This is a genomic window from Nonomuraea marmarensis, assembly GCF_043197025.1.
Classification (GTDB): Bacteria; Actinomycetota; Actinomycetes; order Streptosporangiales; family Streptosporangiaceae; genus Nonomuraea; species Nonomuraea marmarensis.
The window spans coordinates 316,967-343,054 of record NZ_JBICRM010000001.1 but is presented as its reverse complement, the minus strand read 5'-3'; the positions used below and the strand labels follow the sequence as shown (position 1 = coordinate 343,054).

The window sequence follows — 26,088 nt, the reverse complement described above, 5'->3', positions numbered from 1 at the left end:
TGACTCTAGTGGTCCCGACCGACAATCCCGGGGCCGCACGCGCGGGGCCGTACGGACCGGCGTGCCGGGACCTTCGCGATCAGTAGCCCCGATATCGTCGTGTTCACCTTGAGTAGTTGAGGAGACACTCGGTGCGCACGCAGACGGACGAGGGTTACACCCACGCGCTGGGCAACCGGCAGGTCCAGATGATCGCCATCGGCGGGGCGATCGGCGTGGGACTGTTCCTCGGCTCCGGCGGCCGGCTGGCCGCCGCCGGACCGGCCCTCGTGCTCTCGTACGCCGCCGCCGGGGTGGCCGCGTTCTTCGTCATGCGGGCGCTCGGCGAGCTGGTGCTCTACCGCCCGACGTCGGGGTCCTTCGTCGATTACGCCGCCGAGTTCATCGGCCCGTGGGCGGCGTTCGCCAGCGGCTGGATGTACTGGATCAACTGGGCGTTCACCGGCATCGCCGAGCTGACCGCGATCGCCGCGTACATCCATTACTGGGCGCCCGCGTTCCCGGAGTCGCTCACGGCCCTGATCGCCCTGGGCTTCGTGCTGGCGGTCAACCTGTTGTCGGTGCGGTTGTTCGGCGAGCTGGAGTTCTGGTTCGCGATGCTGAAGGTGCTGGCGATCTCCGTCTTCCTGGTCTTGGGGTTGGTGCTGGTCGTGTTCACGGTCGGCGCGGCGGGCCCGCAGAACCTCACCGCCCACGGCGGCTTCCTCCCCATGGGGTTCCCCCTGGTCCTGATGAGCCTGCAGTCGGTGGTGTTCGCGTACTCGTCGATCGAGCTGGTCGGCATCACGGCGGGCGAGACGGCCAGGCCGCACGAGATCATGCCGAAGGCGATCAACGGCGTGGTGTGGCGCATCGCGATCTTCTACGTGGGCTCGGTGGCGCTGCTCGCGATGGTGCTGCCGTGGACCGCCTACCGCGCGGGCACCTCACCGTTCGTGACGGTCTTCTCCGGCCTCGGCATCCCGTGGGCCGCCGACGCCATGAACCTCGTCGTGATCACCGCCGCGATGTCGTCCTGCAACTCCGGCCTGTACGCCACGGGCCGCATCCTGCGCTCGATGGCCATGAAGGAGGAGGCCCCCCGCTTCGCCGGCGCCCTGAGCTCCCGCCACGTACCGATCGGCGGCATCCTGTTCACCGCGAGCATGTTCCTGGCGGGGGTGGCCCTGTTCTACTTCCTCCCGGAACGCGCCTTCAACATCGCCACCGCCGCCGCCTCGCTCGGGGTCATCACCACCTGGGGCGTGCTCGTCTACTGCCAGACGCGGTTGCGCAGGACGGGCCATCGCTCGGAGTTCCCCATGCCGGGCTCGCCGTACACGAACTGGCTGACGCTCGCCTTCCTGGCGCTGGTGGTGCTGCTGATGCCGTTCGCGGACCGCGATCAGCGCGTCGCGTTCTTCCTGATCCCCGCGCTGGTCGCGGCCATCGCCCTCGGCTGGCGGATCGTCCGGCGCAGGCGCACCAGCCGGTGCCCGAGCCCGGATCGATCAGGGGCTGGGTAGTCTCGATGGCGCAGGAGGTCGCCACTCGGGGAGGTCGCGCTGGAGGAGTCAAGCCGGAAGGACCAGCCGGGCCACCCGAACGACCGGACACCGACGAACGGGCCGGGGTGGAAAGCCGCCCAGATCGCCACGGCTGTCCAGATCGCCACCGCCGCCGCGATCGGCATCGCGCTCGCCCTGGCCGGCCTGCCCCTGGGGGTCTACCCGAAACTGGCCTGCGCCGTGCTGGACATGGGCTGCCCGGCGAGGGATGAAGCGCACGGCCGGTTACCTCAGTTGACTCGCCTGACCCCGGTCCAGGTCGCCCAGAAGGGCGCGTACCTCGCACTCGGCGACTCCTACTCCTCCGGCGAAGGCGTCTTCGACCTGGACAAGCAGCCCGTCAACGACGGCGCCGACCGCTGCCACCGCGCGACCGGCTCGTACGTGCCGCTGGTGGCGCAGGCGTACCGGTTCGGCGGCGGCACCGCCTTCTACGCCTGCAGCGGCGCCACCACGCGGCAACTCCTGTCCGGCCAGTACGGCCAGCAGCCCCAGATCAGCCGCGTCGGCCCGTCCGCCAGCCTGGTGACGCTGAGCATCGGCGGCAACGACGCCGGTTTCACCAAGGTCCTCACGGGTTGCATCGTCAAGCTGCCATGGTCCACGGCCTGCGTCGACCAGGACACGGCGGTCGGCCGCCGCATCGAGGAGCTCCGCCCCAGCCTGCTCAAGGTCCTCAGGGAGCTGCGCGTACGAGCGCCGGACGCCCGCGTCATCGTCCTCGGCTACCCCCGGCCGTTCCCCGAGGAGCCGGAGGTGAGCGTCGACAACCTCAGCCCGGAGGACCAGCGCTGGCTGAACGCCATGACGAGACGGCTCAACGACCTGGTGGGTTCGGTGGCGGCGGAGTTCGACCGGGCGCTGGCGGCATTGGGGGCGCCCGGCAGCGTGGAGTACGTCGACGCCTACGAGGCGTTCACCGGGCACGAGGTGGGGCGGCCGCAGCCGTACCTGAACGGGTTGAATGTGGACATGGAGCAGCTGACGGTCAACGCGCGCAGCTACCACCCGACGGGCGAGGGCTACCGCCGCTTCGCCGACCTCATCACCAAGCAGATCGCCAGGGGCCCCGGCCGCCCCATGAACAACTTCCAGCTGACGCCCCCGTAAGATGCCATCGCCCGCGGCGAGTCGCGTCGGCGCGCGGCGACGCCTACTGAGCGGCCCGTTCCTCGGCCAGGTGCAGGCCCGCCTCGATGACGGCGTTCATGATCGGCGCGAGCCGGGTCTCTCCGAGCGTGGGCGCCCGCAGCGCCATCCCGGCGACGAGCGCGCGTTCCCGGTCCAGGTCGCGCCCCGCGAACCCGCCCACCGGCTTGAGCCGCTGCACGATGCCCGCCAGCGCGGCCCGGCGCTCGAGCAACGTGGCCAGCGCGGCGTCCACCCGGTCGATCGCCTCCCTGCACTCGGGCAACGTGGCAGGCGCCTCGTGCCGGATGAGCGCTCCGACGACCGTCACGGCCTCCTCGGCCACCCGCAGGGCCACACCGGGATCCCCTTCCGGCTCCGTCCCGGGACCCGCCTCCGTTGCGAGACACGCCACCGTGCCTCCCTCAAGGCGCTCCGCGAGGTCCTCGGCCCGGACGAACTCTCGAGGCGCCCCCCGGACCGGATCCGCGGCCCCGGCGCCCGCGTAGGTCCCGATCCCGGCCCGCCTCACGTCGCTCCCCGTGCCCCGCCCCGAACCGCCCGCGGCACCGCGCCCCTGCCCGCCGTCCACGATCAGCCCGTCGGCGCCGGCCGCGACCGCGGCGGCGGACAGCCCGATGTTCCTGGAGACGTCGGCGAGCACAGGCCGCCCGGAAACGGCCCGCGCGGCCCGCATCAGCCCCAGGTCCAGCTGATCTCCCTCGCACAGGATGACCCGCCCGTCGCCCTCGCCGGCGCAGTATTCGGCCAGCCCCAGCCACTCCTCCATGGAGGCGGAGGCCCGCCGCTCCACGACCACCGGCACCCCGAGCCCGGCCGCCGCCCGTACCAGCGGGATGTCGCGCGTCCACGCGGCCCCCACCACCACGGCGTCGGCCAGCGCGGCGATCGCCGGCAGGTCGGCCGCCGAGAACGGCTCCACCAGCGTGGCCCGCTCCCCCAGCACTTCGTACGCGTCCTCCTGCCCGCGCTGCGCCCGCAGGTTGACCCGGCCGCCGATCACCACCGCGGGCCCTTCGCCCACGAGCAGCTCGCCCACGGCGACCGCGTGCCGTTCCAAGGTCGATGACATCTCGACTCCCCAATCGGCCGGCCCCCTGGAACCGGCGTGAAAATCAAAAAGGCAGAGACGGGTTGTCTCTGCCTCGTGCCGACTCCAGGTGATGATCGCTATCCGACGACCGGCCCTCCCGGAGCCGGCTCGGTAAACGCATAGCGACAAGTCATATCTGAAACCCTACACCCACCCCTCCACCTGCTGGACGGTGCCTCTCACATGGCGGACTGACCTTCCGGCGAGTCGCCGTTGATCCGTCGCTATGGGAGTATTTCTTGGCCTAGAGGAGGGTACGAGGCCGTTGACGTCGGATCGCACACAGCACGGACGCCGCATCGCCGGCCGATACCAGCTGCAGGAACCCATCGGCAGGGGTGGAATGGGCATCGTCTGGCGTGCCCACGACGAGCTGCTCGACCGCACGGTCGCGGTCAAGGAGGTCAGGTACGCCGCCGCGCTGGGTGAAGAGGTGCAGCTGCTCAACCGGCGCACGATGCGCGAGGCGAGGGCGGCGGCCAGGTTCGAGCATCCGAACGTGATCGTCGTCCACGACGTGATCGAGGAGGACGGCCGGCCCTGGATCGTCATGCAGCTCGTGCAGTCGCGGTCCCTGGGAGCCGTGATCAAGCAGGACGGGCCGCTGCCGGTCAAGCGGGTGGCCGAGATCGGCTTAGCCGTGCTGGACGCGCTGCACCGCGCCCACGAGGCGGGCGTGCTGCACCGCGACGTCAAACCCGAGAACGTGCTGCTGGCCGATGACGGCCGGGTCGTGCTCACCGACTTCGGCATCGCCACACTCGAGACCGAGACGCAGCTCACGGTGACGGGCCTGGCCGGCACGCCGGCGTTCATCGCGCCCGAGCGGCTCAAGGGCCTGCCCGCGCGGCGCGAGTCGGACCTGTGGTCGCTGGGCGCCACGTTGTTCACCGCCGTGGAGGGCCGCTCGCCGCACGAGCGCGGGATGGCGCTGGCGACGATGCACGCCGTGCTGACCGACGAGCCGGATCCGGCGCCGCACGCGGGCCCGCTCACCGAGGTGATCAGCGGGCTGCTGACGAAGGAGCCCGTGCAGCGGCTGACGTACGAGGAGACGCAGCGGCTGTTGCGCCGGGCCATCGCGCAGTCGGACCCGCCGCCCACGGCGCAGTTCCCGGCCGCCGAGCCGTCCCCTCCGGCCCGCAAGTTCTGGGGGGCGCAGCAGCTCCGCGTGCCCGCTCCGGCCAAGTCCAAGCGCGCCGCCGCACCCGTGGAGGACGACACCCCGACCGACCCGAACCTGGCCCCGGTCGCCGCCGTGCCCGAGACCGGCGCGCGGATCACCCCCGCGCCGACCAGGGACCCGGGGCCGCCCGCCGAGTCCACGATGGACGCGGCCAGGACGGACCAGCGGCGGGCCGGGCCGATCATCGCGGCGGCCGTGGCGGTCGTGCTCGTCGCCGGCATAGGCGGCTACCTCGGCCTGCGCTCGGCCCCCGAGAACCGCACGCCGCGGACGGAGACGTCGCAGGCCTCCGTCGCCACCGCGACGGAGGCGTCGCCGAGCGCCTCCCAGCCGCAGTCGCCCTCGCCCACGGGCACAGGCACGGGCACGCCCGCCACGTCACCGAGCCCGAGCGCGACCCCGTCGGCGAGCCCCGAGGAGACGGCGAACGCGCTGCCGTCCGGCTGGAAGATGTACAAGGACAAGGAGATGGGCTTCTCCATCGGGCTGCCCAAGGGCTGGGAAGTGTGGGACCGCAGCGGCAGGCAGGTCAAGTTCAAGGGTCCGGGAGCGGCCTCCAACGCGTACCTCATGATCGAGGAGGCGGCGAAGCCGGGCAAGGACCCGTACGCGGACTGGAAGAAGCAGGAGCCGTCGCTCAAGAACAACTTCGGCGGCTACAAGAAGCTCGACATCAAGAAGGTCGACTACATGAAGGCCGCCGCCGACTGGGACTTCACCTGGAACACCAACACCGGCAAGACCCGGGTGCGCAACCGCGGCTTCCTCACCGACAACGGGCGGGCGTACGCGATCTACTGGCACACCCTGAACAGCCACTGGAAGAAGGACTACCACTTCTTCGAGGGGTTCTGCGACACGTTCAAACCCAAGAAGTAGGCTTCCCCGAGTGGAAAGGCAGGTCGGCAACCGCTATCGCCTCATCGAGCCGCTCGGCGAGGGTGGCATGGGGGTGGTCTGGCGGGCCTACGACGAGCTGCTCGACCGCACGGTGGCGATCAAGGAGGTTCGCTACACGGGGGTCGGCGAGGTCAAGCGGGCCGAGCTCAACGGCAGGACCATCAGGGAGGCCAGGGCGGCGGGCCGCCTCGACCATCCGTCGGTGATCGTCGTCCACGACGTCGTCGAGGAGGACGGGCGGCCGTGGATCGTGATGCAGCTCGTCCGCTCGCGTTCGCTGGCGCAGGTGGTCCGCGAGCAGGGGCCGCTGCGAGTCGAGCAGGCCGCGGTGATCGGCGGCCGGGTGCTGGACGCGCTGCGGGCCGCGCACGCCACCGGGGTGCTGCACCGCGACGTGAAGCCGGAGAACGTGCTGCTGGCCGACGACGGCAGGGTGGTGCTGACCGATTTCGGCATCGCGTCGCTGGAGGCCGAGGCGGGGCTGACGGCCACCGGCGGCCTGGTGGGCACGCCCGCGTACATGCCGCCCGAGCGGCTGAACGGCGAGCCGGCCAGGCCGGAGTCGGATCTGTGGTCGCTGGGCGCGACGCTGTACGCGGCCGTCGAGGGCGAGCCGCCGTTCAAGCGTGACTCGTGGGCGGCGACGGTGGCGGCGGTGCTGCGTGACGAACCGGAGCCGCCGGTCCGGGCCGGTGTGCTGGAGCCGGTCATCATGGGCCTGCTGCGCAGGAGCCCGCCGGACAGGATGCCCGCCGAGGAGGCCGCCCGGCTGCTGTACGCGGCCGCGAGCGGCGGATCCCAGCCAACGGCCGACCGTTGGACCGGCGACCGGACAGCCGTCCGGCCCTCCGCGACCACTGGCGAGCCCGGCCCATCAGGGCACTCCGGGCAGTGGGCGGCCGGTGGTGTGCCGCACCAGACGGTTCCCCCGCGAGCCAGGCGCGGCAGAGCGCTGTGGATCTGGATCCCCGCCGCCATCGCCGCCGTCGCGGTGCTGGGCACGGGCGGCGTACTGCTGTCCAGCCGATGGACGGCCCCGCCCACGACCAGCCCCACCCCCACTCCCACCCCCACTCCCACTCCCACTCCCACGAACGAGCCCACCACCGGCCAGCCCACCCCCACCCGGCAGCCGCTGCCCGCAGGTTGGCGGGCCTTCACCAGCTCGGCGGGCCGGTTCTCGATCGCCATGCCCAGGCAGTGGCAGGCGAAGAAGAACCCCGGCAGGGACAGCATCTCCATGAAGGGCCCCGGCACCCCGGGGGCGTTGATCGTCGAATGGACCGTCCCCGACACCCCGTGGCAGGATCCGGAGAAGCACTGGATCGGCCTGGAGAAGGAGATCAGGGCGAAGGGCGAGTTCCAGGGCTACACCCGGGTCGGCATCACCTCCACCGGCTACCTGGGCCTGCGAGCCGCCGACTGGGAGTTCACCAGGATGCGCGGCGGCGAGCTGATCCACGTGATCAACCGCGGCTTCCGCACCGCCGACGGCCGCCCGTACGCCCTCTACTGGGAGACCCCGCACTCCCGCTGGGACAGGGACAGGCACTACTTCGAGACGTTCGCGAGGACCTTCAGACCGCTGTGAGAGAGCAGGCGCACTTCTGGCGGCACCCGGCGGTGCCGGAGACCGACCTGCTCAGGGCCCGCTACGTCACCCACCGCTTCTCCAGGCACGTGCACGACGGCTACGCCATCGGCCTCATCGTCGCGGGCGTCGAGGAGTTCGACTACCGCGGCACCCTGCACCGGGCGGCCGCGGGCGAGGTCGTGCTGGTCAACCCCGACGCCGTGCACACGGGCCAGGCGGGCACGCCGGGCGGGTGGGCGTACCGGATGCTCTATCCGTCGGTCGACGCGCTGGCCGGGATCGCCGCCGAGCTGGGCGCCCCCTACGCGACGCCGCACTTCCCCGAGCAGGTGGTGCGCGACGACGCGGTGGCGGCGCTGCTCGCCCGGGCGCACCAGGCGGCCGAGCGCGGCGACGCGCTGGCCGCCTCGACGCTCAGTCGCACGCTGTTCGCCCGGCTGCTGACCCGCCACGCCGCGCCGAAGCCGGTCGCGGTGCTGCCCGCCGAGGGCCGGCGGGCCGTGCGGGAGGCGCTCGACCTGCTGCACGAGAGCCTGGTCGACCCGCCGACGCTGGACGATCTCGCGGGCGCGGTGGGTGCGCGGCCGTTCGCGCTGCTGCGGGCGTTCAAGGCCGCGACGGGCCTGCCGCCGCACGCCTACCTCACCTCGCTCCGGGTACGCCAGGCGCGCCGCCTCCTCCAGTCCGGCGTACGCCCGGCGCAGGTGGCCGCCGAGGTGGGCTTCACAGACCAGGCCCACCTCAACCGCCACTTCAAGCGCATCGTGGGCGTGCCGCCCGCCGCCTACCAGCGCGCTGCAGGAACGTACAAGACCGGCGATCCCCCCACCACCTAGCCTCTGGCGGCATGGAACCGACAACACACCGTTCCGCCGCGATACGGGACGGTCTGGGCGTGGGCCTGGCCGTGGGGCTGTCCGGGCTCGCCTTCGGCGCCGCGGCGATCACCGCGGGCCTCACCGTGCCGCAGGCGTGCGTGCTGAGCCTGCTGACGTTCACCGGCGCCTCGCAGTTCGCGCTGACGGGGGCGGTCAGCGCGGGCGGCGACCTGGTGGCCGCCACCCTGGGCGCGCTGCTGCTCGGCGGCCGCAACACCCTGTACGGCCTGCGCCTGGCCGACCTCCTCCAGGTACGCGGCCCCCGCAGGTTACTGGCCGCCCACGGCGTGATCGACGAGACCACGGCCGTCACCCTGGCCCAGCCGACCCCGCAGGCGGCCCGTACGGGTTTCGCGACCACGTTCGCCAGCCTCTACCTCACCTGGAACCTCACCACTCTCGCCGGCGCCCTCGGCACGTCGTTCCTGGGCGATCCCGGCGTGCTGGGGCTGGACGTGGTGGGCCCGGCCGCGTTCCTGGCCATCCTCTGGCCCCGGCTGGCGGAGCGCGCCGAGCTGCGCCGGCTGGCCGCGGGCGCGGCGGCGATCGCGCTGTGCGCCACCCCGTTCCTCCCGCCCGGCGTGCCCGTGCTGCTGTCGGCGGCCGCCGTCCTGGTGGTGATGGCGCGATGACGTTGTGGTGGGCGATCGCCGCCGTCTGCGCGGGCTGCTACGCGCTCAAGCTGGCCGGGCTGGCCGCGCCGCGCAAGGTGCTCGACCATCCGGCGGTGCGCAGGTTCGCGGAGCTGGTGCCGGTCGCGCTGCTGGCGGCGCTGATCGCGGTGCAGACGTTCACGGAGAAGGGCGGGCTGAGCTTCGACCCCGCGCGTACGGCGGGGCTGGCGGCGGCGGTCGTCGCGCTGCTGCTCCGCGCGCCTTTCCTGGTCGTGCTGGCCGCCGCGGCCGTGGTCACCGCGCTTGCCCGGATCTTTCTGGGGTAGTTGCCGTGCATGTCCGATTCAGCGGGGATGGTCGGTGGGCGATATCGGCTGCTCAGGACGATCGGCCAGGGCGGCATGGGCACGGTGTGGCAGGCGCACGACGAGGTGCTGGGCAGGGACGTGGCGGTCAAGGAGGTGCTGCCGCCGCCCGACCTCACGGGCGCTGAGCGCGAGGTGTTCGCGGTACGGACGTTCCGCGAGGCCAGGGCGGCGGGACGGGTGGCGCATCCCGGCGTGGCCGCCGTCTACGACGTCCTCGAGGAACGCGGTCACCCCTGGATCGTCATGCAGCTCGTGGCCTCCCGCACCTTAGGCGAGCTCATCCGCGACGAAGGGCCGATGGCCCCGCTGGAGGCCGCGGGCATCGGGCTGCAACTGCTGGAGGCGCTGCGCGCGGCGCACGCGGCGGGCGTGTTGCACCGGGACGTCAAACCGGACAACGTGTTACTCGCCGCGGACGGCCGGGCGGTGCTCACCGACTTCGGCATCGCCACCACGGAGGACGAGGCGCCCGTCACGAGGACGGGCATCCTGATCGGCACCCCCGCGTTCATGGCGCCGGAACGCGCGGCGGGCGGCCAGGCCAGATCCGCGTCGGACCTGTGGTCGCTGGGCGTCACGCTCTACCTGGCCGTCGAGGGCCACTCGCCCTTCCACCGGGACAACGCCCTGGCCACGCTGGGCGCGGTCATGCACGCCGAGCCGGCGCCGCTGGCCCGCGCGGGCGTGCTCGGCCCCGTACTGCTCGGCCTGCTGCGCAAGAACCCGGCGGAACGCATGTCGCTGGAGGAGGCCGAGCGGCGGCTGGCCGCGATCCTGGCGGGCGGCGCGCCCGAGCAGACGGGCCCTGTCCACCTGGGCACCATCACCGTGCCCCAGGCCGCGCGGCGGCGCGGGTTGCCGCTGGCCGCGATCGCCGCGGGTACGCTCGCCGTCGCGATCATCACGGGCGGCGCCGCCTGGTGGTCCAGCCGCCCCGACGACCCGATTCGCACCCCGCGCTCCACTCCCGCCGTCGTGACCACCCCCAGCGCGACCCCCACCCCCGAGCCGAGCCCGCTGCCGACGTCCGAGGCCCCGGCGCCGCGGACGCGGAGCACCCCGCCGCCCACCCGGGACCAGCCCAGAACTCCCGCGAGCGGGAAGCGCACGTCGAAGGAGCCGAAGCCGACCGAGTCCGAGAGCTCGCGGACCCCCGGCGACGTCGAGGGATCGGGCGGGAAGACCTGATCAGGACTCGGCGCGCACGATGTCCAGCGCCTTCTGCAGGTCCTTCGGGTAGTCGGTGCTGAACGACATCCACTCGCCGGTCGCCGGGTGCTCGAACCCGAGCGCGACCGCGTGCAGCCACTGCCGGGTCACCCCCAGCCGCGCCGCCAGCGTCGGATCGGCGCCGTAGAGCAGATCGCCCACGCAGGGGTGCCGCAGCGCCGCCATGTGCACCCTGATCTGGTGCGTACGGCCGGTCTCCAGCTTGATGTCCAGCAGCGACGCCGCCCTGAACGCCTCCACCGTGTCGTAGTGCGTGACCGACGGCTTGCCGCCAGCCACCACCGCGAACCTGCCGTCTCCCGACGGGTGCCGGTCGATGGGCGCGTCCACGGTGCCCCTGAACGGGTCGGGATGCCCCTGGACCAGCGCGTGGTAGCGCTTGTCGACCGTGCGTTCCTTGAAGGCCCGCTTGAGCCGCGAGTAGGCCTGCTCGCTCTTGGCCACCACCATCGCGCCCGTGGTGTTGGCGTCCAGCCGGTGCACGATGCCCTGGCGCTCGGCCGCGCCGCTGGTGGCGATCGTGTGCCCGGCCCCCAGCAGGCCGCCGATCACGGTGGGGCCCGTCCAGCCGACCGTCGGATGCGCGGCCACCCCGATCGGCTTGTTGACCACGACGATGTCGTCGTCCTCGTACACGATGCTCATGCCCGGCACCGGCTCCGCCACCGGCATGGGCGTGCTCACGGGCGGCGGCAGCGTCACGTCGAGCCACGTGCCCGCGTGCACCCGGTCCGACTTGGCCGGTTGCCGGCCGTCCACCAGCACCTCGCCCGCGCCGATCAGCTCGGCCGCGCGCGTGCGGGAGAAGCCGAACAGCCGCGAGAGCGCGGCGTCGAGCCGCTCGCCCTCCAGCCCGTCCGGCACGGGCAGACTGCGCTGCTCAGCCACGCTTGGCTACCTCCTTGGACCCGTCGATCTGTACGTTCCGCCAGGCCAGGAGCACCGCCAGGATGCCGCCGCAGACGATCGCGGAGTCGGCGATGTTGAACACGGGGAAATAGTCGATGACGGGGAAATGCCCGGGAAGGACCTCGATGAAGTCGACGACGTGCCCCTGGAGCTGGCTGGAGCGCCCGAGACCCGACGGATAGCGCAGCAGCCGGTCGGTGAGATTGCCCAGTGCCCCTCCGAGCAGCAGCCCGAGCGTGATCGCCCAAGCCCGGCTGCCCAGCTTGCGGGCGGTGCGCACGATGGCCACGACCACACCCGCCGCGATGAAGGTGAAGACGAACGTCATTCCGGTACCGATGCTGAACGCGGCACCGGAATTGAAGATCACCCGGAACTGCAGCACGTCCGGGATGACGACCAGCGGCGCCTCGCCCTCGAGTGCCCGCAGCACCACCGTCTTGGTGATGAGGTCGGCCGCGTAGATGACGGCCGCCAGCACGACGAGGACGGCGAAGAGGCGCCCGCGAGGCTTACCTAGCGGCGCTCCTCCTTCTGCTTGCAGGCCACGCACAGCGTCGCCCTCGGGAACGCCTGAAGGCGTTCCTTGCCGATCGGCTTGTGGCACGATTCGCACACTCCATAGGTCCCTGCGTCGATCCTGGCGATCGCACGTTCGTTCTGCGCGACCAGATCGCGCGCATTCAGGGTAAGGGCGATCTCGCGTTCGCGCTCGTACGTCTTGGCGCCGGCGTCCGCCTGGTCGTCGCCGGCTCCCTGGGTGACGTCTCCAGAGGCTATCTCCGACTCGTGGCGGAGAATGTCCGCGTTGAGCTCGTCGATCTCGCCCTGGAGCCTGCCGCGTACCTCGGCCAGCTCCTTTTCCGACCACATCGACGGTGTAGCGGTCTGCGTGACTGCCGCCATGGCTGCCTCCCATTGCTGATCAAGGCCGTAACGGGTGCGGGCAGCTTAGGATCCAGATAACGGAACGGCAAACGACCCGCCGGACGGTTTACCTCCCCCGTACTATCCCGCCCCGCGCATTCAACTCCTCCACACGGACGTCCATTCCCACATCTTTGTCGCCTTTGCGACTTCCCTACCGGAGTTGTGGCCGCCGCGGTGGCGACCCTGCGCGCCACCAGGGAAACCGGGAAGCCTTGGCCTCCACTCTGCGTTATGGTTTGTGATTGCAAGGCGTTGATGGGGCCCGACTGTGAGGGATATCACCCCGGAGCCGCCGGAAGAACGGCTCTTTCGAGCTCATTAGACCCGGCAGCAGACCGAATGAAGAGGGCCTCGCCCGCGCGAGGCCAAGAAGGGTGGTACCGCGGAGCCGTACGGCTTCGTCCCTTCACGCAGCCCAGCCGGTCCACGCGTGGAGGTCCCGCCAGAAATGTCTTCTTTCCGCTCTCTTCCCTCGCAGGTCGACCTGCCCGCGCTCGAGCGCGAGGTCCTCGACCGCTGGCGGGACGGGAAGATCTTCGAGCGTTCCGTGGAGCAGAACTCCGGCAATCCGTCCTGGGTGTTCTACGAGGGCCCGCCCACCGCCAACGGCCTGCCCGGCGTGCACCACGTCGAGGCGCGGGTGTTCAAGGACCTGTTCCCGCGCTACAAGTCCATGCGCGGATTCAGCGTTCCGCGTAAGGCCGGATGGGACTGCCACGGCCTGCCGGTCGAGGTCGGCGTCGAGCGCGAGCTGGGCCTGTCCGGCAAGAAGGACATCGAGACCTACGGCATCGCCGAGTTCAACGCCAAATGCCGCGAGTCGGTGTTGCGGCACGTGGACGCGTTCGAGCAGATGACCGAGCGGATGGGCTACTGGATCGACCTGTCGCAGGCCTACCGCACGATGGACCCCTCCTACATCGAGTCGGTGTGGTGGTCGCTGAAGGTCGTGTGGGACAAGGGGCTGCTGTTCCGCGACTTCCGCATCACGCCCTACTGCCCGCGCTGCGGCACCGGGCTGTCCGACCACGAGCTGGGCCAGCCGGGCGGCTACGAGACCGTCTCCAGCCCGTCGGTCTACGTCCGCATGCCGGTGACCTCGGGGCCGCTGGCCGAGCTGGGCGCCTCGCTGCTGGTCTGGACGACGACGCCGTGGACGCTGGTGTCCAACACGGCGGTGGCCGTACATCCCGAGGTGACCTATGTCGCGGCCCGCACGGCCGACGGCGAGGTCCTGGTGGTGGCCGAGCCGCTGCTCCCGGTGCTGGGCGAGGACACGACGGAGGTGGCCCGCCTCACCGGCCGCGAGCTGGAGCGCACCACCTACACCCGGCCGTTCGACCTGGTCGACATCCCGGGCGCCCACTACGTCGTGCTCGGCGACTACGTCACCGTCGAGGACGGCACCGGGCTGGTCCACCAGGCCCCCGCCTTCGGCGCCGACGACCTGGCCGTGATCAAGGCGTACGACATGCCGATCGTCAACCCGATCGGCCCCGACGGCCGCTTCCTCGACGACGTGCCCATGGTCGGCGGCCGGTTCTTCAAGGACGCCGACGAGGAGCTGACCGAGGACCTGCGCGCCCGCGGGCTGCTGTTCCGCGGCGGCCACTTCGAGCACAGCTACCCGCACTGCTGGCGCTGCCACACCCCGCTGCTCTACTACGCCCTCCCGTCCTGGTACATCCGCACCACCGCGGTCAAGGACCAGATGCTGGCGGAGAACTCCAAGACCAACTGGTACCCGGACACGATCAAGTGGGGCCGGTTCGGCGAGTGGCTGCGCAACAACGTCGACTGGTCGCTGTCGCGCTCCCGCTACTGGGGCACGCCGCTGCCGCTGTGGGTGTGCTCCGAGGACGAGTCCCACGTGACGTGCGTGGGCTCGATGGAGGAGCTGGGCGCCCTGGCGGACCAGGACGTCTCCGCGCTCGACCCGCACCGCCCGTACGTCGACGACGTGACCTTCGACTGCCCCTCGTGCGGCGCGCTCGCCCGCCGCGTGCCCGACGTCATCGACGCCTGGTACGACTCCGGCTCCATGCCGTTCGCCCAGTGGGGCGAGCGCGGCAAGCCCGAGGGCGTCTACCCGGCGCAGTTCATCTGCGAGGCCACCGACCAGACCCGCGGCTGGTTCTACTCGCTGATGGCCGTCGGCACGCTCGTCTTCGGCCAGTCCTCCTACGAGAACGTGCTCTGCCTCGGCCTCATCCTGGCCGAGGACGGCCGCAAGATGAGCAAGCACCTGGGCAACATCCTCGAGCCGATCCCGCTGATGGACCAGCACGGGGCCGACGCGCTGCGCTGGTTCATGGCCTGCTCGGGCTCGCCGTGGTCGGCCCGCAGGGTGGGCCACAACGGCCTGGAGGAGATCGTCCGCAAGGTCCTCCTGACGCTCTGGAACACCGCGTCGTTCTTCACTCTCTACGCCAACGCGGAGTCCTGGTCGCCGTCCCGGCTCCAGGAGGCCACGCCGGCCGGGGAGCGCCCCCTGCTCGACCGCTGGGTCCTGGCCGAGCTGCACAGGACGGTGGCGGAGGTCACGGCGTCCCTGGACGAATACGACACGCAACGCGCAGGGCGCCGCCTGGCCGACTTCTTGGACGACCTGTCCAACTGGTACGTCCGCCGCTCCCGCCGCCGCTTCTGGCAGGGCTCGGAGGAGGCGTTCGCGACCCTATACGAGTGCCTGGAGACGGTGACGCGCCTGATGGCCCCCATCACGCCGTTCCTCACCGACTACCTCTGGGACGTGCTCCGCTCGCCGGAGGCGCCGACCTCGGTGCACCTGACCACCTGGCCGGAGGTGCGCCAGGACCTGCTGGACCCGGTGCTGTCCGACCGGATGGCCCTGGTCCGCCGCCTGGTGGAGCTGGGCCGCTCGGCGCGCGCCTCTTCGGGCGTCAAGACCCGGCAGCCGCTCGGCCGGGCCCTGGTGGGCGCCCACGACTGGCCGTCACTCCCGGGGGAGCTGCGCGGCCTGGTGGCGGAGGAGCTGAACGTGCACGCCCTCGAGGACATGTCCGGATTCAGCGCCGATCTCGTGTCCTACTCCGTCAAGCCCAATTTCCGGGCCTTGGGCAAGCGCTTCGGCCCGCAGACCAAGCTCGTGGCCGCCGCGCTGGCCGCCGCGGACCCCGCCCGCGTGGCCCGAGCCCTCCGCTCGGGCGCCACGGTCATGGTCGAGGCGGACGGACTGGGCGAGATCATGCTGGGCCCCGACGAGGTCATCGTCACCGAACAACCCCGCGCCGGCTGGGCCGTGGAGACGGGCGCGATCGGCACGGGCGGGGGCGAGACGGTGGCCCTGGACCTGGAGCTCACGGACGACCTGCGCCGCATGGGCCTGCTGCGCGAGGTCATCCGCCTGGTCCAGGAGGCCCGCAAGTCGACGGGCCTGTCCATCACGGACCGCATCGACCTGTGGTGGACCACCTCCTCCCCGGACCTGGCCGCGGCGCTGCGTTCCGACAGCCGGGTGGTGGCGGAGGAGGTCCTGGCGACGACGGTCACGGAGGGCACGGTGGCGGACCTCCCGTCCCACACGGACGAGGACCTGTCCCTGACCTTCCAACTCCGCCGCGCCTGACACCCGAAGACAGTGGGGCGCACCCGATCCGGGGTGCGCCCCTGCCCGCCACCCGGGACGCCTACACCTCGGGCCTCCCGCCCGCAGGCGCCCGGTGGCGGTCAGGAAGTGCCGTTACCGACCTCAGCCCCCTGTGGGCGTGCCGTTGCAGAGGTCAGCACGCCGTGCGCGTGCCGTTACCGAGCCCAGCTCCGCACATGTGCCGTGCGGAGACAGGTCTCAGCTGACCGTCTCGCGGTCGTGCTGGCAGACCGAGCAACTCGTCAGCCCGGCCGCTTCGGCCGCGGCCAGCGTCATCGTCTCCACACCCGTCTCACCCGCGCCTCTGATCAACGGGCAGGCGGTGCTGTGGTAGCGGCGGGTGCCGACGATGACCTTCACGGTGCCCGGGCGCTCACCCTTGCCCCCCGTGCCGGCGCCCGTGGACTCGTCATCGGCCTTGGACGCGCCGGAGGCCTCAGGCTGCTTGGAACCAGAGACCGGCGTCTTCGGAGACGTGCCGGAAGCCTGCGGCCCGGGCGCGGCCGAGGATGGCCCACCCTTGGGCGCCGCAACCGGCCCACCGGTCTTGGGCGACGCACCGGGCCCCTCACCTCTGGGCGTCTCACCCTTGGCAGCGCCCGCCTTCGGGGCGTCCGCCCCACGCGTCTCACCCGTCGATCCCGCGCCGGAAACCTCAGGCCTCGCGCTGGGCGCTGCCGGCTTTCCTCCCGTGTCGGGCGCTCCGGGCCTGGCACCCGGTCCGGACGTCGGCCTAGCGCTCGTCCCCGTACCCGAAGGCCGCTCTCGCGACGGCCGGGCGGGCGCGCCGGAACCGGCCCCTGTGGGCAGCGGTCCCTTGGGCTTGGCCTCCGACTCGGCCGAGGACGCGGGGCGCGGCGGCGTCACCGCGCTCTCCTCGGCCGGGACACGCGCCTTGGCGGCCCCGGAAGGACGCTGTGACGGCGCGGAAGCTCCGCCCGCAGGCCCGGGCCGGCCCGGCGCCGCGGAAGAAGGCACACGGGGCTGGGGCGCCGTGGCGGGCCCGGCGGAGTCATCGTCCTCGGGCACGCCGGAGGACTGTCCGGACTTTCCTACGGGCTGTCCCGGCTTGCCCGACGGCTGCCCGGGCTTGGCGCCGGACTCCTCGGGCTTGGCGCCGGACTGCCCAGGCTTGGCACCAGACGGTCCAGGCTTGGCACCGGACTGCTCCGGTGTGGCGGCGGGCTGCGAAGGCTTGCCGGCCGCGGCTCCGGCCTTGCCGGCCGGCTGCGCAGGCCGCGCGCCCGAAGGCGCCTCGGACCTGAGCCCGGATGGCGGCCGGAAATAAGAAGTCTGTGTCTCCGCCTGCTCGTCATCCGATTCGGGGGCGGCGGAGGAGGGCTTGGCCTGGCCCGCCGGCGCGGCGGCGGACGGGCGGCCGAACCACCCGGTGGCGCCTTCCTCGTGGGAGGCTGCGGGCTCCGGGGTGGGGGTGGAAGCCTTCGTGTCGGGCTTCGGCGGGGCGACCGGCGGACGTACGTCGCGGGTCTCCGCGGAGTTGTCCACCCGGCTCTCCGCGGCGAAGGCGGAGCCGGGCGCGACGACGGGCTCGGGGTCGGCGGCAGGCGGCAACTGCCGTCCGCCGAGCGCGGCGTCAGGCAGGCACGTCGTGCAGGGCGTAAAGCCCTCCTCGCGTGCCTCCTCGTAGGTGAGCTCCTCGTGATCCCGACCGCTCAACTGCCGGCAGCCGGGCACGTGGTACCTCTTGCGTCCCGGGATCACCAGCACGATCGCGTCCGACGAGATGCCACTCGCCGCGGGGCGGCGCGGGGCGGCGGCGGGAACGCTCGCCGTCCGCTGTGGCGGTTGCGGACGCGGTTGGGGTGGGGGCGGTGGCTGGTGAGCCGTGGGGCCGGTCTGGGTATATGGCAACCCTGGCGGCAGGAGCCCTTTCGGCGGGGTGGCCGGCGCAGCGGCCTGCCCACCACCGGGAAACAGCTCGTTACGCCGCAGGAACGCCCCGATCACCAGGAACAGCGCGGACAGCACGCTGACCACGATGGACCACATGATCAGGAACGGCGTCGCCAGTACGAAACCCGCGATCAGCAACACGACCGCCGCGAGCACCAAACCAGCACTGATAAGGATCACAGGGGGCTCTTTCGAGTGACAGGTCCTAGCGACCCGTTACTTTACCGGCGATCGTTGTGCGGACCGTCACCGCCGGGGAAGGCGCCCTGGGGAGGCTCGCCGCCGAACGGGTTGGGACCACCGGGAAGAGGCTGCTGGCCACCCTGAGGCACGGCGTGCGACATGGCGGGAGCCTGACCCTGCGGACCACCGGACATCACCGGGAACCCACCGCTGCCCTCGGCGGAGACGTTGAGCTCGGCGAGCTGGTTTTCCAGGTAGAGCTTGAGCCGGCTGCGGTATTCGCGTTCGAAGCTGCGCAGCTCCTCGACCTTGCGCTCGAGCTCGTCGCGGGTCTGCACCAGCGAGCCCATCGCCTGGCGGTGGCGCTCCTGCGCGTCGCGCTCGAGCGTCTCGGCGCGGGCACGGGCGTCGCCGATGACCTGCTCGGCCTGGCGGCGCGCCTTGGTGAGGATCTCGTCGGCCTCGCGCCTGGCGCGGGTGACCGTCTCGTCCGCCTCCCGGCGGGCGTCGGAGATCGCCTGGTCGGCGGTCTGCTGGGCGAGCGCGAGCACGCGGGCCGCGGTGTCCATGTTGTCCTCGGCGGGAGGCATGTTCATGGCCACGGGGACCGGCTGCTGCTGCACCGGCGGCGGCTCGGGGGCCCGCATGGGCTCCGGCTGCGGCGGCGCCATCATCTCGGGCTTGGGCTGCTCCTGAACCGGGGCGGAGGCCATGGGCATGCTCATGCCGCCCGGCACCTTCCCGCGCAGGCACTCGGCCAGCTTGGCGCGGAGCTCCTCGTTCTCTTGGATCAGGCGGTCGAGCTCAGCTTCCACCTCGTCGAGGAAGGCGTCGACCTCTTCCTCGTCGTAGCCCGGCCGCAGCCGGGTGGTACTGAACTGCTTGTTCCGCACATCAGCGGGCGTCAGCGGCATTTTTTGGTCTCCTTGGCGCGCTTGGAGTCTGTCCGGAGGGACGGTAACCCGAATCACTTCAGCGCGGACACGAGTTGGATCACGACCGGCGCGGCACCGGCCCAGTCATCGCAACAATCCAGCGAGCTGGATCAAGATCAGCACGACGATGAACAGGACAGTGAAGCTTAGGTCAAAGGCCACCGTACCCAACCGGAGCGGAGGAATGAAACGGCGGAGGAACTTGAGTGGTGGGTCTGTTGCGGTGTATGTGGCCTCGGCCAGCACCAGGACGACGCCGGACGGCCGCCACTGACGGGCGAAAGCCTGCACCGTCTCAAAGATCATCCTGCCGATGAGCAGCACCAAATAGAGAGACAGGACAACGACCAAGATCTGACTGACGATCCCCACGGCCCGGCCGCGCCTCCACTTCTGATGTGCCCTCCCGGTCTCGGCGAGACCTGGTTGGGTGCGATAGACATACAGAGACTCTAACTCTGGTTGAAGAACCCGCGCTCCGCGATTCGGGCCTTGTCCTCGGCGGTCACCTCGACATTGGCAGGGGACAACAGGAACACCTTGTTGGTAACACGTTCAATGCTGCCATGTAGGCCAAAGACCAGACCTGCCGCGAAATCGACGAGGCGTTTCGCGTCACTGTCAACCATCTCGGTCAGGTTCATGATGACCGGGGTGCCGTCTCGGAAGTGCTCTCCGATGGTACGCGCTTCGTTGTACGTCCGGGGGTGGAGGGTGGTGATGCGGGCCAGATCGGTCGTGCGGCGCTCCAGGATCGTCGTGGCGGGCCTGGGCGCGGGCACTCCTGGTTCGGCCTCGTCGTCGCGGTCCTGGACCGCTACGGGGCGTTCCTCGCCGGTGCGCTGCACCTCGTCCTCGTAGGCGTACTCGTCCGTGTAGGTCTCATATCTCTCGTAGCGGTCGTCCTCCACGAGACCGAGGTAGACCGCCATCTTGCGCATCGCGCCGGCCATAGCTACGTCGTCCTCCTGCTCATGGTCGCACTCGCTCGAGTCCGTCGCCTGGTCCCGAGGCGGTAGGCGTACCCCCCTGGAGCTCACCGCTGATCGACCTCTACTTGGTCACGGGCTTGAAGACCCACTTGAGGGGACATTACCTGACGAAGGGCTTGCGACGACCGAGCAACGCCGTACCGACCCGCACGTGTGTCGCGCCGTAGGCGACGGCCTCGGCGAGATCCTCGCTCATCCCCGCCGAGATCATCGTGGCACGGGGGTGCTGCTCCTGCAGGCGCAGCGCCACATCTCGCAGCCTGGCGAAGGCCTTGGCGGGATCCTCGCCCAGCGGCGCGACCGCCATGACGCCGCCCAGCCACACGCCCTCGGCGAGCGCCACCTCGTCGGCGAGCGCGAGCACGTCGCCGGGGCGCGCACCGCCCCTGGCGGGGTCGTCGTCGAGCGCGATCTGCAGCAGGCAGCCGACCCTGCGGCCCTGGCGCACCGCCTCCTTGCTGATCGCCTCCACCAGCCTGAGCCGGTCGACGGAGTGGATCACGTCGGCGTAACCGACGACGGAACGCACTTTGTTCGTCTGCAGCTGGCCGACGAAATGCCAGGTCAGCGGCAGCCCGGCGAGCTCGTGCGCCTTGGGGGCGGCCTCCTGGTCGCGGTTCTCGCCGATGTCGCGCACGCCCAGCTCGGAGAGGATCCGCACGTCGTCGGCGGGCCTGGTCTTGGTGACGGCGATCAGCGTGACCTCGCCGCGGTCGCGCCCGACCGCGCGGCAGGCCGCCGCGATGCGCGCGTCGACCTCGGCGAGCCCGGCCGCGATCTCGTCCCTTCTCACGTGACTCTCCCTCTCACTACCTGAATCCTCGCGCACGTACGCACGCTCGGCGCAGCGGTCCACCCTGTACGCCTCGCGCACACGACGGCGCCGCTCCCGGATCCCTGCGGGGAGCGGCGTCAGGCGGCCGGCTATTTGAGGAAGTCCGGGACGTCGAGCTCCTCTTCCTGTTCCTCGAAGATCACCCGAGGACGTTTGGCGGGCTCCGACATGCGGGAGGTGATGGGCGTGGGCGGGTTGGCGGGCTCGGGCGTGGGCCGGGGGATGGAGACGGGGCCGGACGGCTCGTCGGCGACGGCCTCGTCGGCGTCCGGCTCGGGGACCTGCACGGACTCCACCGGACGCACCGGCTCAGGGCGCGGCTCAGGACGGGGCGGCTCGGGGCGGAAGTCGGCCCGAGGCTCGGACCTGAAGTCCCCGCGCGCCTCGAAGTCCCTGCGGGGCTCAGGACGCGGCTCAGGGCGCGCCGCGGGCTGCTCGGACTTCACGCTGGGGGACGAGACGTTCGGCCGCGCTGGAGAGGACACGGGCGGCGCCGGCGGCTGGGCCGGGGGGCGGCTCGCCGGACGGGTCACGGGCTTCTCGGCCGGCGGCGGCACGTCGTCGAAGCCCGCCGCGATCACGGTGACGCGCACCTCGTCGCCGAGCGCGTCGTCGATGACCGTGCCGAAGATGATGTTGGCGTCTGGCGCGGCCGCCATGGACACGAGCTGCGCCGCCTCGTTGATCTCGAACAGGCCCAGGTCGGAGCCGCCCGCGATGGACAGCAGCACGCCGTGGGCGCCGTCGATGCTGGCCTCCAGCAGCGGGCTGGAGACCGCCATCTCGGCCGCCGCGACCGAGCGGTCGTCGCCGCGCGCGTGGCCGATGCCCATGAGGGCGGAGCCGGCGCCCGACATGACCGACTTGACGTCGGCGAAGTCGAGGTTGATCAGGCCGGGCGTGGTGATCAGGTCAGTGATGCCCTGGACACCCGACAGCAGCACCTGGTCGGCGGCCTTGAACGCGTCGAGCACGCTCACCTGCCGGTCGGAGATCGACAGCAGCCGGTCGTTGGGGATCACGATCAGCGTGTCGACCTCGTCGCGCAGCGTCTCGATGCCCGCCTCGGCCTGCGAGGCCCTGCGCCGACCCTCAAAGCTGAACGGCCTGGTCACGACACCGATCGTGAGCGCGCCGAGCGACCTGGCGATGTTGGCCACGACGGGCGCCCCGCCGGTGCCCGTGCCACCGCCCTCGCCGGCCGTGACGAAGACCATGTCGGCCCCCTTGAGGACCTCCTCGATCTCCTCGCGATGGTCCTCGGCGGCCTTGCGGCCCACGTCGGGATTGGCGCCCGCGCCAAGGCCGCGCGTGAGCTCGCGGCCCACGTCGAGTTTCACATCGGCGTCACTCATCAGCAGCGCCTGGGCGTCGGTGTTTATCGCGATGAACTCGACGCCCTTGAGTCCCTCCTCGATCATCCGGTTGACGGCGTTCACTCCGCCGCCGCCGATGCCGACGACCTTGATGACCGCGAGGTAGTTCTGCGGTGCTGCCACGACGAGGGGCCTTTCCGCTCGTTGACTTGCAATTCGGTGCGGATTGGATCCGCTTTTTCTCAGTTCGGGTAACTCTCAACCTCAGGTTGAGATTTAGATTTATGTCAACCTGAGGATTGATACGGACAGTAGGAGTTACGCTGCAGGCGGGTCAACTAACCGCGCCGCAAGCACGTCCGGCGTGTCGCGGGCTGTCCGTTTCGCTCCGCAGTCGCGCCAGGTCGGGGCCCTCCTCTGCCGAACATCCGGCTTACAGGCTCTCACGCCGCGACCCCCGCCTCGCACAGGCTCGGCGATGCCCTTGCCCCGGAGTTGCCAGACCCTGACACTCTTGATCACTTCAGGGTCACCACGTCCGGGGAGCTGACGTCGTACAGGGTGGCTTTTTCGCGTTTGAGCAGCGAGGCGAGAATGCTCGCCTTCTCGGTGGGCCGGTCGGGGCCACCCCAGATGACGGTACGCCCGTCGGACAGTTCCAGGGTCACGCCTTCGGCGGTTCCCGCGCGTACCTGCCTGACCTTGCCCGCCACCGGGTCCGGGATCGCCTGGATGACCTGGAGCGCCGCCATCGTGGCGGGGTCGCCCGCGGCGGGGTGGTCCACCTTGAGCAGCGGCAGCATGGGCGGCACGGCGTTCTTGAGCTCGATCACCACGCCCTGCTTGTCGACGATCGCCACTTTCTGGCCCGCCGGGATCGCGGCGACGGGCTCGCGCTCGACCACTTCGATCTTGAGCGTGCCGGGCCAGATCCGGTCGACCTTGGCCGTGGCGAGCTGCCTGATGCCCAGGACGCGGGTCTCGACGTCGGCGAGGTTGACGGTGGCAAGAGGATGCAGGTCGGCCACCCCGGCCTGCTGCTTGATCCGGTCGCTGGGCACTGTGAGATTTCCCACGATCTCGACCGACCGCACGCCGAGCACGGGCGAGAAGAACACCAGCCAGGCGGCCGTGCCCACCACTCCCGCTGTGAGCAGCACCAGGAACGCCGTGCGCGCCTTCATCGCCCTCCCACCCGCATTCCGGGGCCCCAACATGTCGGCACCGAACCTACGCCGCCGCACGGCGTAACACCGCACGCCACGCCCAACGGCGGCGAGCCCGCCCAGTCCACGCCCCGATCGACCCACCCATCGCCTGACGTGTGCCCATCTCCCCTCCCTCGAGGGACCTCAGCCCCGGACGGCGGGACGGATGTCGTCCCGCGGTCCGGGGTCACGGTCCTTCGGAGGAGGGGCGGCTACGGCGGAGCTCAGGAAAGGCGGGCCACGATCTGCGGGCCGAGCTCCGTGACGTCGCCCGCGCCCATGGTGAGCACGATGTCGCCGGGCCGCGCCCGCTCGGCCACCAGGTCGGGCACCGCGGCCCGGTCCGGCGCGTACGCCACCCGCTCGGCGGGCAGCGGCACCCGCCCGGCCACCAATGCGCCGGACACCCCGGGCTCGGGATCCTCGCGGGCGCCGTAGACGTCGAGCACGATCACCTCGTCGGCCAGCCCGAGCGCCGCCCCGAACTCCTCGGCGAAGTATCGGGTGCGCGAGTACAGGTGCGGCTGGAAGATCGCGACGACCCGTCCGTCGCCGGAGTAGGAGGCGACCACGTCGCGGGCGGCCCGCAGGTCGGCGGCCAGCTCGGTCGGATGGTGGGCGTAGCTGTCGAACACCGCGATGCCGCCGCCCTCGCCCTTGGCCTCGAAGCGCCGCTTGGCCCCCGTGAAGGCCCCCAGCCCCTGCCTGATCTCCTCGAACGGCAACCCCAGCTCGTCGGCCACGGCGATCACCGCGGTGGCGTTGAGCGCGTTGTGCGCCCCGGGCACGGCCAGCCGCACGTCGCCCTTGCCTTCGATGGCGAACACCGTGCCGAACCCGTCGGGCCTGACCCCGCTCACGCGGTAGTGCTCGCCCTCGACGCCGTACGTCCTGACCCGCAGCCCCCGCTCCCGCGCCTTGCGCGCCAGCTCGGCCGCGCCCGGGTCGTCGGCGCACGCGATGAGCAGGGAGCCGACCCGGTCGGCGAACCTGGCGAAGCTGTCGTGCACGGCCCGCGGGTCGCCGTAGTTGTCGAGGTGGTCGGCCTCGACGTTGGTCACCACGGCGATGTCGGGCGCGAGCATGAGGAAAGAGCCGTCGCTCTCGTCGGCCTCGGCCACGAACACCCGGCCCTGGCCGTCGTCCGCACCGAGCCCGGTGGTGACGAGCTGGCCGCCCACGCAGTAGGACGGGTCGGCGCCGCACTTCTGCAGCGCCACGGTGAGCATGGAGGTGGTGGTGGTCTTGCCGTGGGTGCCCGCGATCGCGACCGCGGTGCGCCCGGCCATGACGGAGGCCAGCGCGGCGGCCCGCGGGATGATCCGCAGCCCCTGCTTGAGCGCCTCGCCCAGCTCGGGGTTGGAGTCGCGGATGGCGGTCGAGACGACCACGGTGTCGACGTCCCTGATGTGTGAGGCGGCGTGGCCGATGTGCACGGTCGCGCCCAGCTCGCGCAACTCGGTGACCAGCTCGGAGCTGCGCGCGTCGCTGCCCGACACCCTCACGCCGCGCTTGAGCAGGATGCGGGCGATGCCGGACATGCCCGCGCCGCCGATGCCGATGAAGTGCACCCTCCCCAGGTCTTCCACGGCAATCAGATCGACCAGCTTGACGAGACTCATCGGGCTATCTCCAACACTTTCCTGGCGAGCATGATATCGGCGTCCTTCCGTCCCAGTCTGGAGGCGGCCTCCGACATGACGGCGACCCGCTCGGGGTCGTGCAGGATGGGCAGCACGTTCTGGATGATCCAATCAGGTGTCAGGCCAGCGTCGTCCACCAGGAGGCCGCCGCCGCCCCGGGCGATGCGCTCGGCGTTGATGCGCTGCTCGCCGTTGCCGTGCGGCAGCGGCACGTACGCGGCCGGCAGCCCGACGGCGGTCAGCTCCGCGCAGGTCAGCGCCCCGCTGCGGCACAGCGCCAGGTCGGCGGCCGCGTAGGCGAGGTCCATCCGGTCGACGTAGGGCAGCACCACGTATTGCGGGTCGCCCGGCGGCGGCTCGCGGTCGATGGTGTTCTTCGGGCCGAGCACGTGCAACACCTGCACGCCGGCCCGGCGCAGGATCGGCGCGGCGGCCAGTGCGGCCTGGTTGAGCGACCTGGCCCCCTGCGAGCCGCCGAACACCAACAGCGTCGGCCGGTCGTTCTCCAGCCCGAACCAGGAGCGGGCCTTGTCGCCCATGGACAGCCGGTCGAGGCCGACGATCTCGCGGCGCAGCGGGGTGCCGATGTATTCGGCCTTGGGCAGCGCGCCATCGGGGAAGCCGCTGAAGACGTGGTCGGTGAGCCTGGCGCCCAGCCGGTTGGCCAGCCCCGGGCGGGGGTTGGCCTCGTGCACGACGATCGGCAGGCCACGCCGCTTGGCGGCCAGGTAGGCTGGAGTTGCGACATAACCGCCGAAGCCGACCAGGATGTCGGCTTTGACGCGGTCGAGTATGCCGGCCGTGGCGCTGATCGCGCCTGCGAGCCTGCCAGGGACAGTGAGCAGGCTCGGGGTGATCGCCCTTGGAAGCGGCACGGCCGACACCAGCTCCAGCTCGTAGCCCCTGGCAGGCACGAGCCGCGTCTCCAAGCCGCGCTCCGTGCCCACGCAGGTGATGCCGATGCCCCGGTCAAGACGACGCAGCGCGTCCGCAAGGGCGAGCGCGGGCTCGATGTGCCCGGCCGTCCCCCCACCGGCGAGGACCACCCTCATCT

Annotated in this window: 22 protein-coding genes; 9 read left to right on the top strand and 13 right to left on the bottom strand. The window is 71.4% G+C overall.

The features are described 5' to 3' along the window. Window positions 1-131 precede the first annotated feature (131 nt). On the top strand, window positions 132-1,505 hold the full coding sequence (locus ACFLIM_RS01710) for an amino acid permease (protein ID WP_393161088.1): 1,374 nt from the start codon (window positions 132-134) through the stop codon (window positions 1,503-1,505). Between the two features lie 276 nt (window positions 1,506-1,781). Further along, window positions 1,782-2,657: an SGNH/GDSL hydrolase family protein gene (locus ACFLIM_RS01705; RefSeq protein ID WP_393161086.1), complete on the top strand. Its 876-nt coding sequence runs from the start codon at window positions 1,782-1,784 to the stop codon at window positions 2,655-2,657. Window positions 2,658-2,700: 43 nt separating this feature from the next. On the opposite strand, the gene ACFLIM_RS01700 is transcribed toward ACFLIM_RS01705, so the two are convergent. Further along, the gene (locus tag ACFLIM_RS01700; RefSeq protein ID WP_393161589.1) at window positions 2,701-2,985 is read right to left on the bottom strand and encodes a chorismate mutase; all 285 of its coding nucleotides are present in this window, start codon (window positions 2,983-2,985) and stop codon (window positions 2,701-2,703) included. A 1,030-nt stretch (window positions 2,986-4,015) separates the two neighbouring features. Between ACFLIM_RS01700 and ACFLIM_RS01695 the strand changes: the two genes are divergently transcribed. From ACFLIM_RS01695 to ACFLIM_RS01670, 6 genes are read left to right on the top strand one after another with little or no spacing between them, the layout of a single operon-like run. Further along, a complete protein-coding gene (locus tag ACFLIM_RS01695) occupies window positions 4,016-5,854 on the top strand; it encodes a serine/threonine-protein kinase (RefSeq protein ID WP_393161084.1) in 1,839 nt (612 codons plus the stop codon). A 10-nt stretch (window positions 5,855-5,864) separates the two neighbouring features. Next, window positions 5,865-7,466 carry a serine/threonine-protein kinase gene (locus ACFLIM_RS01690; RefSeq protein WP_393161082.1) on the top strand — a complete coding sequence of 534 codons (1,602 nt, stop codon included), beginning with the start codon at window positions 5,865-5,867 and terminating at the stop codon, window positions 7,464-7,466. Further along, window positions 7,463-8,305 carry an AraC family transcriptional regulator gene (locus ACFLIM_RS01685; protein ID WP_393161080.1) on the top strand — a complete coding sequence of 281 codons (843 nt, stop codon included), beginning with the start codon at window positions 7,463-7,465 and terminating at the stop codon, window positions 8,303-8,305. The genes ACFLIM_RS01690 and ACFLIM_RS01685 overlap by 4 nt, the downstream gene beginning before the upstream one ends. A gap of 11 nt (window positions 8,306-8,316) precedes the next feature. Continuing rightward, window positions 8,317-8,979 carry an AzlC family ABC transporter permease gene (locus ACFLIM_RS01680; protein ID WP_393161078.1) on the top strand — a complete coding sequence of 221 codons (663 nt, stop codon included), beginning with the start codon at window positions 8,317-8,319 and terminating at the stop codon, window positions 8,977-8,979. Further along, on the top strand, window positions 8,976-9,287 hold the full coding sequence (locus ACFLIM_RS01675) for an AzlD domain-containing protein (RefSeq protein ID WP_393161076.1): 312 nt from the start codon (window positions 8,976-8,978) through the stop codon (window positions 9,285-9,287). Before ACFLIM_RS01680 ends, ACFLIM_RS01675 begins: the two co-directional genes overlap by 4 nt. Before the next feature lie 9 nt (window positions 9,288-9,296). Next, the gene (locus ACFLIM_RS01670) at window positions 9,297-10,517 is read left to right on the top strand and encodes a protein kinase domain-containing protein (protein ID WP_393161074.1); all 1,221 of its coding nucleotides are present in this window, start codon (window positions 9,297-9,299) and stop codon (window positions 10,515-10,517) included. Here the strand turns inward: ACFLIM_RS01670 and ACFLIM_RS01665 are convergent, their stop codons facing one another. From ACFLIM_RS01665 to ACFLIM_RS01655, 3 genes are read right to left on the bottom strand one after another with little or no spacing between them, the layout of a single operon-like run. Next, window positions 10,518-11,447 carry an RluA family pseudouridine synthase gene (locus ACFLIM_RS01665; RefSeq protein WP_393161072.1) on the bottom strand — a complete coding sequence of 310 codons (930 nt, stop codon included), beginning with the start codon at window positions 11,445-11,447 and terminating at the stop codon, window positions 10,518-10,520. Next, window positions 11,440-11,949: a signal peptidase II gene (lspA, locus tag ACFLIM_RS01660; protein WP_393161070.1), complete on the bottom strand. Its 510-nt coding sequence runs from the start codon at window positions 11,947-11,949 to the stop codon at window positions 11,440-11,442. The genes ACFLIM_RS01665 and lspA overlap by 8 nt, the downstream gene beginning before the upstream one ends. Before the next feature lie 35 nt (window positions 11,950-11,984). Beyond that, window positions 11,985-12,374 carry a TraR/DksA family transcriptional regulator gene (locus ACFLIM_RS01655; protein ID WP_393161068.1) on the bottom strand — a complete coding sequence of 130 codons (390 nt, stop codon included), beginning with the start codon at window positions 12,372-12,374 and terminating at the stop codon, window positions 11,985-11,987. Window positions 12,375-12,846: 472 nt separating this feature from the next. Here ACFLIM_RS01655 and ileS point away from each other — a divergent pair, with 472 nt between their 5' ends. Beyond that, on the top strand, window positions 12,847-15,987 hold the full coding sequence (gene ileS / locus ACFLIM_RS01650) for an isoleucine--tRNA ligase (protein WP_393161066.1): 3,141 nt from the start codon (window positions 12,847-12,849) through the stop codon (window positions 15,985-15,987). Window positions 15,988-16,206: 219 nt separating this feature from the next. Here ileS and ACFLIM_RS01645 read toward each other — a convergent pair whose 3' ends face one another. The 9 genes from ACFLIM_RS01645 to murG all read right to left on the bottom strand — a co-directional run bounded on the left by ACFLIM_RS01645 (window position 16,207) and on the right by murG (window position 26,086). Next, window positions 16,207-18,102 carry a tripartite tricarboxylate transporter TctB family protein gene (locus tag ACFLIM_RS01645; protein ID WP_393161064.1) on the bottom strand — a complete coding sequence of 632 codons (1,896 nt, stop codon included), beginning with the start codon at window positions 18,100-18,102 and terminating at the stop codon, window positions 16,207-16,209. A 41-nt stretch (window positions 18,103-18,143) separates the two neighbouring features. Continuing rightward, window positions 18,144-19,019 carry a DivIVA domain-containing protein gene (locus tag ACFLIM_RS01640; protein WP_393161062.1) on the bottom strand — a complete coding sequence of 292 codons (876 nt, stop codon included), beginning with the start codon at window positions 19,017-19,019 and terminating at the stop codon, window positions 18,144-18,146. Between the two features lie 105 nt (window positions 19,020-19,124). Continuing rightward, window positions 19,125-19,412: a YggT family protein gene (locus tag ACFLIM_RS01635; protein ID WP_393161060.1), complete on the bottom strand. Its 288-nt coding sequence runs from the start codon at window positions 19,410-19,412 to the stop codon at window positions 19,125-19,127. Window positions 19,413-19,492: 80 nt separating this feature from the next. Further along, entirely contained in the window at window positions 19,493-19,993 is a 501-nt protein-coding gene (locus ACFLIM_RS01630) for a cell division protein SepF (RefSeq protein WP_138717521.1), read from the bottom strand. 139 nt (window positions 19,994-20,132) lie between these two features. Further along, the gene (locus ACFLIM_RS01625; RefSeq protein ID WP_393161058.1) at window positions 20,133-20,825 is read right to left on the bottom strand and encodes a YggS family pyridoxal phosphate-dependent enzyme; all 693 of its coding nucleotides are present in this window, start codon (window positions 20,823-20,825) and stop codon (window positions 20,133-20,135) included. A 131-nt stretch (window positions 20,826-20,956) separates the two neighbouring features. Further along, the gene (gene ftsZ / locus ACFLIM_RS01620) at window positions 20,957-22,366 is read right to left on the bottom strand and encodes a cell division protein FtsZ (protein WP_393161056.1); all 1,410 of its coding nucleotides are present in this window, start codon (window positions 22,364-22,366) and stop codon (window positions 20,957-20,959) included. Window positions 22,367-22,701: 335 nt separating this feature from the next. Next, on the bottom strand, window positions 22,702-23,367 hold the full coding sequence (locus ACFLIM_RS01615; protein ID WP_393161054.1) for a cell division protein FtsQ/DivIB: 666 nt from the start codon (window positions 23,365-23,367) through the stop codon (window positions 22,702-22,704). 248 nt (window positions 23,368-23,615) lie between these two features. Next, a complete protein-coding gene (murC, locus tag ACFLIM_RS01610; RefSeq protein WP_393161052.1) occupies window positions 23,616-25,013 on the bottom strand; it encodes a UDP-N-acetylmuramate--L-alanine ligase in 1,398 nt (465 codons plus the stop codon). Then, window positions 25,010-26,086, bottom strand: coding sequence for an undecaprenyldiphospho-muramoylpentapeptide beta-N-acetylglucosaminyltransferase (gene murG / locus ACFLIM_RS01605; RefSeq protein WP_393161050.1), 1,077 nt, complete (start codon window positions 26,084-26,086; stop codon window positions 25,010-25,012). The genes murC and murG overlap by 4 nt, the downstream gene beginning before the upstream one ends. Between the last annotated feature and the right edge of the window lie 2 nt (window positions 26,087-26,088).